Source organism: Candidatus Magnetobacterium casense (assembly GCF_000714715.1).
Taxonomy (GTDB): domain Bacteria; phylum Nitrospirota; class Thermodesulfovibrionia; order Thermodesulfovibrionales; family Magnetobacteriaceae; genus Magnetobacterium; species Magnetobacterium casense.
On record NZ_JMFO01000013.1, the window covers coordinates 62,848 to 79,173 of the forward strand.

9 protein-coding genes are annotated in these 16,326 nt (G+C 52.4%); 6 read left to right on the plus strand and 3 right to left on the minus strand.

Features of this window, described 5'->3' with window-relative positions:
* Positions 1-3 precede the first annotated feature (3 nt).
* Entirely contained in the window at positions 4-1,884 is a 1,881-nt protein-coding gene (gene mnmG / locus Mcas_RS08715; RefSeq protein WP_040335130.1) for a tRNA uridine-5-carboxymethylaminomethyl(34) synthesis enzyme MnmG, read from the plus strand.
* Here mnmG and Mcas_RS08720 read toward each other — a convergent pair.
* Together Mcas_RS08720 and Mcas_RS16645 are read right to left on the minus strand one after the other, a co-directional pair.
* The gene (locus tag Mcas_RS08720) at positions 1,881-2,504 is read right to left on the minus strand and encodes a DUF3226 domain-containing protein (RefSeq protein WP_040335159.1); all 624 of its coding nucleotides are present in this window, start codon (positions 2,502-2,504) and stop codon (positions 1,881-1,883) included. The two genes, mnmG and Mcas_RS08720, sit on opposite strands and share 4 nt — an antisense overlap.
* 14 nt (positions 2,505-2,518) lie before the next feature.
* Positions 2,519-3,583: an AAA family ATPase gene (locus tag Mcas_RS16645; RefSeq protein ID WP_052567067.1), complete on the minus strand. Its 1,065-nt coding sequence runs from the start codon at positions 3,581-3,583 to the stop codon at positions 2,519-2,521.
* A gap of 225 nt (positions 3,584-3,808) precedes the next feature.
* Between Mcas_RS16645 and Mcas_RS08730 the strand changes: the two genes are divergently transcribed.
* The 5 genes from Mcas_RS08730 to Mcas_RS08750 all read left to right on the plus strand — a co-directional run bounded on the left by Mcas_RS08730 (position 3,809) and on the right by Mcas_RS08750 (position 13,605).
* On the plus strand, positions 3,809-6,376 hold the full coding sequence (locus Mcas_RS08730; RefSeq protein ID WP_040335131.1) for an Lcl domain-containing protein: 2,568 nt from the start codon (positions 3,809-3,811) through the stop codon (positions 6,374-6,376).
* 135 nt (positions 6,377-6,511) lie between these two features.
* Positions 6,512-6,760, plus strand: coding sequence for a hypothetical protein (locus tag Mcas_RS08735; protein WP_040335132.1), 249 nt, complete (start codon positions 6,512-6,514; stop codon positions 6,758-6,760).
* A gap of 287 nt (positions 6,761-7,047) precedes the next feature.
* Entirely contained in the window at positions 7,048-9,315 is a 2,268-nt protein-coding gene (locus Mcas_RS08740; RefSeq protein ID WP_040335133.1) for an Lcl domain-containing protein, read from the plus strand.
* Positions 9,312-12,053 (plus strand): AMP-binding protein, encoded by a 2,742-nt coding sequence (locus Mcas_RS08745; protein WP_040335134.1) that lies wholly within the window; start codon positions 9,312-9,314, stop codon positions 12,051-12,053. The genes Mcas_RS08740 and Mcas_RS08745 overlap by 4 nt, the downstream gene beginning before the upstream one ends.
* 142 nt (positions 12,054-12,195) lie before the next feature.
* Complete coding sequence (locus Mcas_RS08750; protein WP_040335135.1) at positions 12,196-13,605, plus strand: tetratricopeptide repeat protein; 1,410 nt, start codon at positions 12,196-12,198, stop codon at positions 13,603-13,605.
* A 265-nt stretch (positions 13,606-13,870) separates the two neighbouring features.
* On the opposite strand, the gene Mcas_RS08755 is transcribed toward Mcas_RS08750, so the two are convergent.
* Positions 13,871-16,326 (minus strand): FG-GAP-like repeat-containing protein (locus Mcas_RS08755; protein WP_040335136.1); only part of this gene is annotated, 2,456 nt, incomplete at its 5' end.

The following is a 16,326-nucleotide window of genomic DNA, read 5'->3' on the forward strand; positions in this document are numbered from 1 at the left end:
CGTATGTTTCACCAGCGAGACTATGACGTAATTGTCATAGGGGCCGGTCATGCCGGATGTGAGGCGGCCCTGGCTTGTGCCAGGATTGGATTGAGCACGTGTATCTTTACGTCCAACCTCGACACGATTGCCCAGATGTCGTGTAACCCTGCCATCGGGGGGCTTGCAAAAGGGCACCTCGTCAGGGAGATAGACGCCCTGGGTGGACAGATGGCCAGGACGGCAGACTACAGCGGCATACAGTTCAGGATGCTCAACCGTTCAAAGGGGCCCGCCGTGTGGTCGCTCAGAAGTCAGAACGACAGGGTACTATACAGGCTGCACATGAAACGAACCCTCGAAGCCACCAAAAACCTCGACATCAAACAATCCGTTGTAGAGCGTCTCGTTGTTGATGCAAACGGCAATCGTATCAAGGGCGTTGTAAGTGCCTTTGGGGCGTCGTTTGGGGCGCGGGCTGTCATTGTCACCACGGGGACGTTTCTCAATGGCATCATTCACGTGGGGCTTGAGCACTCCCCTGCCGGACGTGCGGGGGAGGGGCCATCGGTGGGGCTTTCTGAGTCCTTGCGGTCGTTGGGGTTTAAGATGGGAAGGCTCAAGACTGGCACGCCCCCGCGGATTGACTCCAGGAGCATCGATTTCTCCAGGACCACACCGCAGTGGGGCGATGACCCTCCGGTGCCGTTTTCCTTTTCAACGAAGGAGATAACTAACCCGCAACTGCCATGCTTTATCACATACACAAACAGTGTTACACACGGGATAATCACCGAAAGCCTGGGGCGCTCCCCCCTCTACAGCGGCAAGATACAGGGTATTGGGCCACGCTATTGTCCGTCAATTGAGGACAAGGTGGTGCGGTTTGCAGGGCGACAGAGGCATCAGGTCTTTCTCGAACCCGACGGCCTTGACACACGGGAGTACTACGCAAACGGCATCTCAACGAGCCTGCCATATGACGTGCAGGTGCGCTACGTCAGGACGATAGACGGTCTGCAAGAGGCCGAGCTGATGCGTCCCGGCTATGCCGTGGAGTACGATAGCGTTCACAGTACGCAGTTGCGCCACACCCTTGAGACCAAGTCCGTTGAGGGACTGTACCTGGCCGGTCAGATAAACGGTACATCGGGCTATGAGGAGGCCGCCGCTCAGGGACTCATTGCCGGTATCAACGCCGCCATGAAGCTCAAGGGTCAGTCCCCGCTCATACTCCAGCGACACGAGGCCTACATCGCCGTAATGCTCGATGACCTGGTCACAAACGGCACCGTGGAACCGTACAGGATGTTCACTTCACGGGCGGAGTTTCGTCTGTTGCTGCGAAACGACAACGCCCAACTGCGCTTAAAAGAACACGGGTATCGTGTGGGACTTGTCCCGGAGGCAGAGTATCAGGACTTTTGCCAACGACGCGACATCCTGCACGCCGAACTACAGAGGTTGAGCACGCAGCGAGTACAGCCCGATGCCATCAACGCAGCCCTTGCCCCGTTAGACGTCCCGGCGGTTACGGAGTCGGTCAGCTTGCGGCAGTTGCTAAAGCGTCCGGAGGTGACATACGATATTCTGTTGCAGAGGTTTCCGCCTGGACAGCCCATTGACCCCACCCTGGCACAGCTCATCGAAACCGAGGTGAAGTACGAAGGCTACATCAAACAACAGTGTCAGTTGGTTGAAAAGGTGAAGAAGATGCAGAACCGTCACATCCCCGCCGATTTCGATTACCAGTCCGTCAGCGGTCTCTCACGGGAGGTCATTGCAAGGCTTGAGGAGGTTCGGCCAACCGACCTCGGTCAGGCAGCACGCATATCCGGTGTAACACCGGCAGCCGTTTCGCTGATCATGGTCATCCTCGAAAAGAGGAGGAAGGAGAGGGGCTAAAAGGCGGAGTTGGTCACTTTTAAGCTGCCAAGAAAGCCTCTCAGGCTGTCCAGCTCACCAGAGTCAAAATTCCAATAGCCTCGTTGGGCGCCCAGACCAACCGAATTAACAATCTCGGGCATGATGGCAAGATAGGCCTGAGTCTTTGCCTTTGGGATATTTTTTGGTGGTTGCAGGAGGGTCTGAGCACAGTCATCTATGAACTTTTCAACACACTGACACGCACGATGATCCTTGGCGAGCATTAAGCACAGGTACTCCAGCATACCTGAATCTGCGTTGCCAGGCATGATGTAAATGCCTACCGCCGGGGTGCCATCTTCAGGACTGGTAAACTGATTTACTTTATCAGGTGTTGGCAGCTTCAACTTTTCTAATATGTCAATTACAGTCTGAAATGTATTTTCAGCGCTTTCTTCAGCATCACGAATGATACCCAAAAATTGTACACCTTTAAAATTAGTAGTGTTCTTTTTCAAAGCGGATAGTTTATTACTGAACTGGTCTTTACCACCTACGTCGCAAATTCCACATCCATCTATACCCATATGTTTTAATAAAGCCTTAAAGAAATTCTCCTCATCTTTTCCCTCAACAGCCAGAACTATTTTAGTTACCATTTTATATAGCTCCATCAACGCATTTCCCAATTACTATCAAGGGATGTCATTATTAAATCATTGCTGTAGTCAATTATATCAAACATTCCATTATTTCGCTCGATTCTATACATTCTTATTTCGTCATCTTCAGTGTTCTTTGAACTATACGAGTCAGCTAACGCCTGTATACACTCCATAGAGTGGGTGGTGGCAAATACCTGGACGTCAAACTCTTTTGCAAACTCATATATGGCATCCCACAAGTCAAGTAGAGCTGAATAGTAAAATCCCTTTTCTATCTCATCAATTAAGGCAATCCCAATACCACCTTTTTCAAAATGTGCGTCAACGATGGTTGCAACAATGGAAAAAATCCTTAGAACGCCATCTCCCATCAGACTTAGAGGAATCAATTTATCTAAACCTGCATCACAGTAGATAACATTACCAACGTTTACTAAACCCTCAATGGACGGTTCGATCAATTTTAGTATCTTTATCAGCTTTCCGGTGAGTTTTTTTACCTGGATACTATCAAAGGCAATTACCATAGAGCTTAATTTGTTATTATGAGGAAGAAATCGCATGAAAAATCGCCCTTTCTCTATAGAATCAGGTATAGTTGTTGCGTGTTTTACTATAGTACCCTGGTCTTTTTTATAGATATAACTTTCGGTCTTATAAGATTTTTGCTCTTTCTCTATTCGATAATCAAGCACAAAACCAACAACCGTATATAATAGTTCCTGGTAATCGGCATTTTGTTCAAAGAAATCAATAGAAGTCTTCGGTATAATTAATAGCTTTCTTATCTCTGACAGTGATAATATCTCCCCTGTAATTTCAATATTCGTATTGACATTCAGGTTATGTAGAAAATATAACAGATTGTCGCTTATTTTGTTATGCACCTCCCGGTTCTCACTTATAAGTAGCATTAGTCCAGGAGATGTTGGGTGTGAAAGAAGACAGATAGCCTCAAGTATAGAGCTTTTGCCGCTATTGTTTTTCCCGACAAACAGATTTATACGCCTTAAGTCATCTATTTCGATGTGCGTTATCGCTCTAAAGTTATCGATTGTAATCTTTTTAAACATATCTTCACCCTGAAACTATCATAATAGAATTTTATCCATCATGTCAAGGCGGCACCTTAATCTTTATATCTTGACAATCCTATCACTTTATTGTATGCTATCCTAAAGTATTTATTCAGGCAATGTATATGTCATTGTTTGGTTGCAGATATTGTAATATGATATTGTCATATTATAAGTCGTAAAACAATTAAACACGCAAAACTAAATACTAAGGAGGCAACAATGAACAGTAAAGACACGACCAATAGACTTCCGTACCTGTTGCTGGTCATACTATCCACCGCATGGCTGATACTGCCGTACCTTGCCGGAGCCGCTAGCGCCGGGACGGTCAACCTGCCCCAGACTGGCCAGGACACCAGTTATGCCGACGGCGACGACGGAGCGTTGCACAAGGGTGTGGCATGGCCCAACCCGCGCTTCACGGACAACCACGACCAGACAATGACCGACAACCTCACGGGTCTGGTCTGGGCCAAGGATGCCGGTACCCCAACCGTGGATACCTGTACTGGCGGAAGTATGCAGTGGCAGTCGGCGCTGGATTACGTGGCCTGTCTTAACGCTGCTAACTACCTCGGTTATAACGACTGGCGCCTGCCCAACATCAACGAATTGAAGAGCTTTATCAATATGGGCGAAACTTACGCTGCAACGTGGCTAAATTCACAGGGATTTACCAATGTGCAGACTATCCTCTACTGGTCTTCTACGACCTCCACTTACGATACATCCAGCGCGTGGGTCTTCTACCTGGACGCCGGATACATCTACGCCAATGGCAAGTCTAACAGCAGCTATGTTTGGCCAGTTCGTACCGGACAATCCGCGGCATTTGGCAATGCGGCTATTTGGTCTACCGGCCAAAGTGTAAGCTACGCCTCTGGTGATGATGGCGAGTTACAGAAAGGCGTGATGTGGCCCAACCCACGCTTCACTGTCAACGGCGAACAGACGGTCACAGACAATCTCACCGGTTTGCTCTGGGCTAAGGATGCCGGCACCCCAACGACGGGTAATTGCACCGGAGACAAAAGAACATGGGAAGCGGCACTGAATTACGTGACCTGTCTAAATGACGCAAACTACCTCGGATACAGTGACTGGCGCCTGCCAAATATCAACGAACTGCAGAGTGTTACCAATATGGGTGAGGCTTATGTTGCACTGTGGCTAAACTCGCAGGGGTTTACTAATGTACAGGCTAGCCGTTATTGGTCCTCTACTACTTATGCTCGCAGTACGTCCTATGCCTGGGTTGTTCCCATGTACGATGGCAGTGTTGATGCCAACGCCAAGTCCGGTGACCGCTATGTTTGGCCAGTTCGTTCGGAACAGGCAGGTGAGTCGGGTACGTTGGTTATTTCCATTTCCGGCACTGGCGGCGGGACGGTGACAGCCTCTGCGGGGACAATCACGTGGAAGGACAACATAGGTACGGCCACTTATACCCCCGGTGCAACCGTAACCCTCACGGCACAACCAGACATGACATCCATACTTGGAGAGTGGTCGGGGTGCGACGACGTTTCATCAAACCAGTGCACGGTCAGCATGACGGGTAACAGGTCCATTGCGGTGACGTTTAACACGATAGAGGGATATCTACTGACCGTTACAAAGACGGGGTTTGGCGATGGCATAATAACAACGTCTGAGGGAACCCTCACCTGGAACGGCAATATTGGTAGTGCGCTGTATAAGGCTGACACCGAGGTGGTCATCACGGCCAATCCGGATGAGAGTTCAAGGTTCGTTGGCTGGACGGGGTGCAACCTGCCACTGTGTATCGTAAAGATGACGACCAAAAAGGACATCACGGCTAAATTTGGCAGATGCAACAAGGCCAGAAGGGATTTTGACGGCGACGGCAAGAGCGACGTCTTATGGAAGAACTTCAACACCGGTGACGTGGCCATGTGGCTGATGGATGGCGTTACAAAGAAGTCTAACACCCTTGCGGCCTCGGCGGTACCCGGAAACTGGGTGATACGGGCCGCCGATGACTTTAACTCCGATGGCATGAGCGATATCATGTGGCAAAACACGGACACTGGTGGCATATATGTCTGGCTCATGGAAAATACCACGATCAAGAACAAGGGGTTTGTGGGCAAGATACCACTGGATTGGCAAATAAAGGCTATAGGCGACTTTAACAACGATTGCAACAACGACATCCTGTGGCAGAACTCAGACAGCGGAGATGTGGCCATATGGCTGATGGAAGGTACAACAATAAAGGACCAGGCGATAATACAAAAGGCATTGCCAACACAGTGGCAATTCGCCGGCATTGGCGACCTCAACGGCGATGGCAGCTCCGACGTTGTGTGGCAAGAGACAACAAGTGGCGATATCTATGGCTGGCTCATGGATGGCCTGGAAATAGCCCAGAAAAACTTCATTGCCAGGGGAATCCCGCCTCAGTGGAAGATCAAGTCGCCAGCCGACTATAACGGCGATGGCAAAACCGACATATACCTGCATAACGTCTTAACCGGACAGGATGTTATCTTCCTGATGAATGGTCTGAAACCGGTGCCGGAGCTTGTAAAGCGCAAGAGTGGGGCCGGCGGCCTGTTGGGAGCGCTGACGTCTGAGCCTGCCTCCGCCTCTGATACCTGGGATATGAAGGCCACCGGTGATTACAACGGCGATGGCATGAACGACATGCTCTGGCAGAATGGTTCAAACGGCAACGTCTACATGTGGTTTATGAACGGCACCACGATCAATTCCGGAGGATACGCTGATTACGGTGTCCCCTCGAACTGGAGCATATATTGAATAATTCGTATACTCTTTAAAAAGCATGGTAAAACGGGGTCAAGGGGTCAGCGACCCCTGGCATAAAAGGGGGCTGGCCCCCTTGCGGGGAGGTCTATGGAAGTACTTGAACGTGTATAAAGTTTAGAGGCAACAGTGGCTTGGTTTGTCAGAGAATCAAGGGCAGAGAGGATAAAGGACAAAAAAGAGTTGTATAAAAAGCTGGAGGCGTGGGAGAAACAGACGGAGGCGATCATCTCCGGTTTAATCGATGAATACATCCAACGGCATAGAGAGACCGCCGAGCTGCTGTCAAGACCGGAATGGGTGGAAGTCATCTGCAATGGTAAAAAAGAAGTAGCCACTGGTCTTAAGGGCAAGATGCTTGATGAGTTGGAAGATTGAGAGTAAACCATCGGCCTATTTTGACAATGTCACATTATAGTAAAATCGGGGGTTTAAAAGATTGTCTGAACCAGGATTACACAGATTCAAGGATTTACAGGAAAAATTGATAAGACCTTGTTTTAACAAAATCCTGATAATTCTTTTAATCCGTTAAATCGTGGTTCAGACAATTTTCAATTGCAGAAATTTAGAATTTGACATAATCAGATTTAGTCATTTACAATTATAAACGTGGCTTTAATCCTTAATTCTAAAAAGAAATAGCGATTACCAAGGAGGCAACAATGAACATCAAAAGCACACAGCCCCGATTTTCGTACCTGCTGCTGGTCATACTAACCGCAGCATGGCTGATCCTCCCATGCCTTGCCGGAGCCGCCCACGCCGGGACGGTCAACCTGCCCCAGACTGGCCAGACGACCACCTACGCCGCAGGCGATGACGGCGCACTCCAGAAGGGCGTGGCCTGGCCCAATCCGCGCTTCACCGACAACCGCGACCAGACGATGACCGACAACCTAACGGGACTTGTCTGGGCCAAGGATGCCGGGACGCCAACGGTGGGCAACTGTGCTGGCGGGAGTATGGACTGGCAAGCGGCGCTGGATTACGTGGCCTGCCTCAATGCGGCTAATTACCTCGGTTATAGTGACTGGCGTCTGCCAAACGTCAACGAGCTGGAGAGCGTTATCAACGCGGGTGAGGCTTATGTTGCAAAGTGGCTCAATGCGCAGGGATTTATTAACTTGCAGTCTAACGTCTACTGGTCGTCTACGTCCTATTCTGGCAATACGTCCTTTGCGTGGCGCGTCCACATGGACGATGGCGGCGTCAGCGCCTACGGTAAGTCCTACGACTACTGCGTGTGGCCAGTGCGTTCTGGACAATCCGGGCCATTTGGTAATTCGGCCATTTGGTCCACCGGACAGACGAAAAGCTATGCTGCGGGTGACGACGGCGCACTCCAGAAGGGTGTGGTCTGGCCAAGCCCGCGCTTCACCGACAACGGCGACCAGACCGTGACCGACAACCTCACGGGGCTAATGTGGACCAAGAACGCCAACCTCCCCGGCACTACTAAGACGTTGCAGGAGGCCATAGACTATGTTGCGTCAATGAACAGCGGAGCCGGTACGTATGGGTTTACCGACTGGCGGTTGCCAAACAGGAAAGATTTGCGTAGTCTATCTGATTATGGCAATTATGCCCCACCGCTTCCACGCGGCCATCCATCGATTCCATCCGGCCATCCATTTACCAACGTGCAGTATGGCTACTGGTCATCTACGTCCTATGCTCCCAATACGTCCCGAGCGTGGCGTTTATGGATGAGCGTTGGCGACGTCGTCACCGGCGGTAGATCCGACTACGACTGCGTGTGGCCGGTTCGTTCTGGACTGTTTTGGTACGATGGTAACACCTTAGCCATTTCGCTTCTCGGCACAGGTGGCGGGACGGTCACGGCCTCTGCGGGCACGATCACGTGGAACGGCAACACCGGCACGGCCAGCTATACCCCCGATACAACCGTGACCCTCACGGCACAACCAGACATGACGTCAACCCTTGGGAAGTGGTCGGGGTGCAACGACGTATCGTCAGGCCAATGCACGATCAAGATGACGGGCAACAGGACGCTTACGGTAACTTTTGACACAATCAACGGCTATCCCATGACCGTCACAAAGACGGGCTTTGGTGACGGCACAATAGCAACGTCGGAGGGCACCCTCACATGGAACGGCAATACCGGCACAGCGTTGTACAAGCCAGACACCGAGGTAGTCATTACGGCAAATCCGGATACAAGTTCAAAGTTTGCCGGATGGACGGGGTGCAGCCTGCCGCTTTGCATTGTAGAGATGACGTCCAGGAAGGACATAACCGCTAAGTTTAATAAATGCAGCAAGGCCAGGAAGGACTTTGACGGCGACGGCAAGAGCGATATCCTGTGGCAGGATTCAGTAACCGGCGATGTGGCTATCTGGCTCATGGATGGCACCGCAATCAATGACCGGGCCATAGTGCAAAAGGGGATGCCAAGTCAGTGGCAGTTTGCGGGTCTTGGGGACCTCAATGGCGACGGCAGTTCCGATATCGTATGGCAAGACATGACTAACGGCGATATCTATGGCTGGCTCATGGATGGTATAAGGATAGTGTATAGAGATTTTATTGCCAGAGGTATACCTCAGTGGCAGATCAAGGCGGTGGCCGACTACAACGGCGACAGCAAGGACGACGTCTATCTTAAAAATGCCGATCCCTCTAAAGATGTCATTTTCCTGATGAATGGCCTGAAGCCAATACCAAAGTTTGTAACACATAAGAGTGAAAGCAGTCAATCCGGCCCCATGACAGGGCGTGCCTCCGGCGCTGATTCCTGGGACATGAAGGCGACCGGTGATTACAACGGCGATGGCATGAACGACATGGTCTGGCAGGACGGTTCAACCGGCGACGTGTATATGTGGACAAATGACGGCACAGGGTCGGGATATATTGGAGGCTACGTTGATTACGGCGTCCCCGCAGACTGGAGCATATATTGAATAATTCATTGTTTGACAGATTTAGCGATACGGCCAGGCGACTTGGCCAAAAGACCGCCTTCAACTTCTACAGAGATGGCAAATGGCAGACCCTCACCTACGAGGACTCCCATAGCAGGACCCTCCGGTTGGCCGGACTCCTGGACAAGATGGGCGTTGGCAGGGCCGACAACGTTGCCATATGTGCCGAAAACATGCCCCAGTGGTGTGCCTCCTACATGGCCATAGTGGCCCTTGGAGCAGTGGCAGTGCCCATCGATTCCGAGTTGGGAACGCCGGAGATAGCAAATATACTCAGGAGCTGCAAGCCTTCCCTGGTGCTGTGCAGTTCCTATGTCTATCCCAGGGTCGAGGCGGCGATTATGCCACCGGAACAAAACATGGAACAAGATGTCACTACGGAGGTGAAGATATTGCGGTTTGACTCCAGGGAGTTCCTGTCGGCCTGGAGTAGTCATGACAGTTCCGACAGTTACAACACCTTCAAAGACACATACAGAGCACAGATGCACGACATCGCATCCATCATTTACACCTCCGGCACCACGGGACAACCCAAGGGGGTCATGCTCACACACGGCAACTTCTGCACCGACGCCGACGCCCTGCTCGATGCCAAACTCATCAACGAGGACGACAACATCCTGTCCGTCCTGCCCCTGCACCACACTTACCCGTTTATGGCTACCTTCATCATGCCGATAACGTGTGGTGGTACCGTTACCTATCCCATAGGGCTTAAGGGTGCCGATCTGACCAGGTCCATACGGGAGCAGAATGTCACAATACTCATAGCCGTGCCGCGCCTCTTGGAGATGCTGCTAAAGGGCATCGAAACCAAGATAAACGCCCGACCACTACCCGTAAGGACGTTGATGAACACGATGGCGGGGCTATCATCCAACATGCGCATTAAGAAGGACATTAATATTGGAAAAACTATCTTTAAACCAATCCACGAGCAGTTTGGACCAAAATTCCGATTCATGGCCTGTGGCGGTGCCAAACTTGCCCCCGAGGTCATGACGGCCCTGGAGGCCTATGGCTTTACCGTGCTGGAGGGCTACGGCCTTACGGAGACATCACCCGTGGTGACCTTTAACCCGATCAACCGACGCAAGGTCGGCTCTGCCGGCAAGCCACTGCCAGGCGTTGAGATAAAGATCGCTCCGACACAGCAACAACACGATCAGGAACAACAGTTACAGGGGCAATCCCCCGCAGAAGGTGAAATACTGATACGTGGTGGCATGGTCTTCAGCGGCTACTACCAAAACCCCCAGGAGACGGCAAAGGTGTTCACCAATGATTGGTTTCACACCGGTGATGTGGGTTATGTCGATGATGAGGGCTATCTCTACATAACGGGCAGGGAAAAGGACGTCATCGTCCTAAGCTCCGGTAAAAACGTCTATCCCGAAGACGTCGAACGACGCTATGTCGCCATCCCTGTAGTGAAGGAGATATGCGTCTTTAGCAAGGACACAAAGACACTGCGTGCCATCATTGTGCCAGACATCGACGCAGCCAAAGAACTGCAAATCGTAAACATCAATGAGTATCTGAGGTGGGAGACAAACCGGATATCACAGCACCTGCCACCCTACATGAGACTCAGCGGGTTTGTGTTGAGCACGGAGCCACTGCCAAAGACACGCCTCGGTAAACTGAGACGCTTCCTCGTTGCAGACATGGTTGATGCCAAAAAAACGACAATTACCCAACCACAAAGACCCGCAGACGTCCTGAGCGTCAGGGTCATGGAGGTCGTCAAGCGGCTTGGTGAACTTGAGGATATGCCTTCCGTCACTGACAACGTGGAGTTAGACCTCGGATTTGATTCCCTTAAGCGTCTGGAGCTTGTTGCCGCCTTGGAGAGCCAGTTTCAGATACATATCTCCGACGATGTGGCCGCCAACCTGCACACGGTGGGGGAGCTGATCGACGGCGTCAGGGGTTGCATCGAGGCAGCCGCAGGCGGCTCAGATATAACAGACAGGCTCGCCACGGATGCCGGCGAAGAATTTGACAGTGGTGCAATCAGCTTTAAGGACGTCTTGAGCAAACACCCCCTTGAAACGGACATCGCTGCCCTGGGTCTCAGGGACAGGCGCCCGCCATCGGCCACCATTGGGTTGAGATCTCTGAGGCTGTTCTTTCGCTCCGTCTATGGGGCAAGACTCAAGGGCCTGGACAACCTCATCCCCCCGCCCTACATACTGTGTCCAAACCACGTCAGTTATCTTGATGCCTTTGTTGTGGCTGCCATGCTACCGTCAGAGGTGTTTGACACGCTGTATTTCCAGGGAGCGGAGGAGTTTTTCAGGTCCCCCTCCGGGAGGAAGTTTGCCCGCCTGGCGCATGTGATCCCTATCAATCCCGACCTGCAATTAACCAGGGCGCTAACTCTTTCGGCGTATCTGTTGAGGGATGGCTACGCCCTGTGCATATTCCCCGAGGGGGGGCGTTCGTTGGATGGCAACCTCATGCCGTTTAAAAAGGGTGTTGGCACGCTGTCAGTCGAGTGTAATGTCCCGCTTGTCCCCCTGCACATCGGCGGTACTTATGAGGCACTACCACGCGGGGTCTCTCTGCCGCGAATAAGCAAGATCACGCTCACCATCGGTCAACCGCTGTATCCCAACGACTTCGCGCACGGCAAGGACGGATATCAGCTCATTGTTGACGCACTGCGGGAGAAAATGGCAGCAATGTCGCCACCGACTACCAGACCCTGATGGTATCCTCTTTATATTTCATGGTAGCAAAAGAAAGAAAGGGGCGGCTCCGCCCCCCTTCAGAACCCCCCGCAAGGGGACCAGTCCCCTTGACCCCTTCTTGCGAAACCTTTTACCATGCTTTTTTAAGAGGATACCCCTGATGAACTATGAAGCCGCTATGGCCGTAAATAATGCCATCGAGGTTGCCATCGGGTATCATCAGCAGGGCAAACTCGGTGAGGCCGAGGCCATCTACAGGAAGGTGCTCCAGGTAGAGCCGCAACACGCCACCGCCCTGCACCTGCTTGGCGTCATAGCCTTCCAGGTGAAGAGACACGAAGATGCCATCATGCTCATCAAAAAGGCCATTGCCATAAACCCCTCCATGGGCGAGGCCTACAACAACCTGGGTGCCGTCTGCCACGACCTCGGAGACCTCGACCTGGCTATCTACAACTACAGGATGGTCATAAAACTCAAGCCCGACGACCCCCAAGGCTACCATAACCTGGCCCTTGTCCACGCCGACATGGGCAACCTCGACAGTGCCCAGGAGAACTACCTCAAGGCCATCAGTATAGCACCCGGGTACGCCGAAGCCCACAACAGTCTGGGACTGCTCTTGCTGCTGAGGCAGTCTTTTGACAGAGGCTGGCAGGAGTGTCAATGGCGGTTAAAACGCCCCGACTGCGGTCTGCCGGCGTTTTCCAAGCCCCCATGGGACGGCTCCCCGATAGAGGGCAAAACGATACTCGTCCACCACGAACAGGGCATCGGAGACACAATCATGTTTATGCGTTACGTACCTGCCCTGCTTGCATACGGCGCCAGGAAGGTCTTGTTAAAGGTACAGACTCCGCTCCTGTCCCTGCTTGAAAGCACGGATGCACAGATTGAGGTCATAGATGAATCCGTAGTGGAGGGGGCGTTGCAGTACGACCTGTATGTTGCCCTGCTGACCCTCCCCTGCATACTCAAGGCAGACCTGTCAAACGTCCCATATGCGGACAAATACCTGCAGGCAGACGTGGCAAAGGTCAATTACTACAAGGATAGGTTCATTGACGACATTGATAGCGTTGGTCTCAGGGTGGGCATAGTGTGGCAGGGTAATCCCCTGCATAGAAAGGACAGGGAGAGGTCTGTACCCTTGTCGTACTTTTTGCCGCTGACTATGATAAAAGGCGTGCGACTTTATTCGCTGCAAAAGGGGCATGGTCTGCAACAGCTTCAGTCATTGCCCGAGGGCGTGGATATAATCGACCTGGGGAGTCATTGCAACGACTTTTCGGATACCGCCGCTGCCATGGAGAACCTCGATATCGTTATCACCGTGGATACGGCCACGGCACACCTGTCAGGCGCCATGGGACTGCCCACGTGGGTGATATTGCCGTTTGTTGCCGATTGGAGGTGGTTCCTCGGCGGGGAGACCTCTCCGTGGTACCACAGTGCGAGGCTTTTCAGGCAACCTGCACCGGGGAGGTGGGACGACGTTTTTACCAGAATCTGCAAGGAGTTGGAAACCACTGTTAATATAGTGCGTGAGGAAGCTCACTTGACCACATAATTCTTAACCCTAATGTATCTTCTTTATATTTCATGGTAACTATACTGTTACGCATCTTGGATTCCTGGTCAAGCCAGGAATGACACACTTGGAAAACCGCTGTAACTGTCATTCCTGCGTAAGCAGGAATCCAGAAAGTGCGAAACCATAGTTAGTAAAATCGTGGGTTTAAGAGATTGTCTGAACCAGGATTACACAGATTAGTTGAAGGGGGAAGGACAATACTCCTCCCCCCGATTGTTGCCTTTCTTTACTTAGCCTGCCACTATTTAGCCTGCCATTCCGGGGGCATGCCCATAACTACGTAACCCTTGTCGGATATAGACACGCCGTCCATGAACCACGCATATACGTCGCCATTGCCGGTGTTCTTCCAGAGGATGTCGGCCTTGCCGTTGCCGTCGTAATCAGCTACAGCTATGATCTGCCAGACGTTGGGCAGCCCGTGACTCACGAGACCGCCGCCAACTATCTTGAACCCATCCATCAGCCACATGGCAACGTCGCCAGATACGATGTCCTGCCAGAGCAGGTCGGCCTTGCCATCGCCATCGAAGTCCACGACCGCCTTTATCTGCCAACCGCTTGGGATACCACGCGATGAATAATCCATCTTTGAGATCGTCGTACCGTCCATCAGCCAGACAACTATGTCGCCGTCGGTGTTTTGCCAGATGATGTCGGCCTTCTTGTTGCCATCGAGATCGGCCACGGCCCTGATCGTCCACTCCGGCCTCATCCCCTTGACGATAAATCCGCCGCTCTTGATGTCCTTGCCGTTCATCAACCACACGGCTACGTCGCCAGATTCGGTGCTCTGCCACAGGATGTCCGCCTTGCCGTCGCCATCGAAGTCGCCGGCCTTCTTGAACTCCCACTCCTTGGGCAGACCCTTCAGGGCATAATCGTGGGCCGATATCTGCGTGCCATTGAGGATGTACATGTAGACGTCGCCCTTGTCCTTGTGCTGCCAGACTATGTCGTTCTTGCCGTCGCCGTTGAAGTCAGCGATTCCCTTGATGTCCCAAGCCGCCGTGATACCCTTGACGACGTAATCGCCGCCGGTCAGACTGAACTTGTTCATCAGCCAGATGAAGACATCGCCGGATTGACTGCTACGCCAGATGACGTCGCTCTTGCCGTCGCCGTCAAAATCGTATATCGGCGTTACGGGGACTGAAAACTCGACGCTGACGTCCATGTCTTTAGACATCGTGACCGTACATTGGCTGCCTCCTGTGACTGTCGGGTTGCAGCCCGTCCAACCCTTTAGCGTTGAGCCTTGGGCGGGTGTTGCCGTAAGGATCACATCGGTGCCAATAGCATACGACGTCAGACATGTTTTGCCATCGCTGCTACAGTTGGGGGTGCCTTTGGATGCTGTTACTGTACCGCTGCCGTTACCCGTTATCTTGAGGGTGAGTGTCACAAAGTCTACCCCAAGTTGGGTAACGGTGAAGGTCTGGTCAGCTATGGTCAGCGTGCCGGTGCGGGTATTTGCAGTTGGGTTGGCGTCTACGGAATAGTACACCGAACCGTTGCCGCTACCGGAGCTGCCGGAGGTTATCGTTATCCAGGTGTCGTTGCTTATCGCACTCCACGAGCAGGCGCTTGCTGCTGTGACGTTTACGCTGTCGGTTCCGCCGGAGCCGCCGATCTGCTTGCTCGTTGGGGTGAGTGTATATTTACAGACACCGGCCTGATTCACCGTAAATGTCTGACCGCCTATTGTTATTGTGCCTGTGCGAAGTGGCCCTGTGTTTGCCGCAACGCTGTACGATACCACGCCGGAGCCGGTTACTGCGCTGCCAGACGTTACGGTGATCCAGTCAACGCCGCTCGTTGCCGTCCATTGGCAGGTGTTTGTTGAGGTCTTTACCGTTACATCGCCGGTGCCACCTGTTGCAAGGAAATCCTTGCTTGTTGGAGTAAGGGTATAGGTGCAGGAATTTCCTTGTTCCGACTGTGTTACTGTAAAGGTCAGGGAGGTCTGTCCTGCAACGGTTATCGTACCGGTACGAGGGGTTGTACCCGTGTTTGCCGCAATGTTATAACTGACCGTACCGGCACCGGAGGCTGAACTGCCTGATACTATGGTTATCCACGATGCGTTGCTCGTTGCCGTCCATGCGCAACTGCTGTTTGTGGTCACACCGATGGTGTCGCTGCCGCCTGTTGCAGTGAATGACTTACTCGTTGGGGTGATTGTCATGCTGCTGCAATCTACACCTAACTGCGTCACCGTTAAGGTCTGTCCTGCAATCGTTATCGTACCGGTGCGGGAGGTTGTAGCGGTATTTGCCGCAACGGTGTAACTGACCGTGCCATTGCCGGAGCCGGAAGGGGTGTTGACCGTCAGCCATGAGGTGGCATTGCTTGTTGCCGTCCATGCACAACTGCTACCTGCGATCACGCTAATGGTATCGCTGCCGCCTGTTGCCGGGAATGACTTGATTGTCGGGGTGATTGAGTAGCTGCATGGGGGTGGCGTAAACGTTGCCGTTACGGTGCAGTTAGCGGTGATAGCGCCTGTTGTGTACGTGTTGCCGGATAGAGAGCCGCCGCATCCGGTGACTGATCCGATGGAGTATCCCGTGTTTGGCGTTACCGTGAATTGTGTTGTTGCGCCGGAGGTAACGGTCTGAGGCGTTGACGGGGTTACCGTCCCGCCCGTGCCCGCTGACGGCGTTACCGTGTAGGTGGTGGGTGGGTTAAACGTTG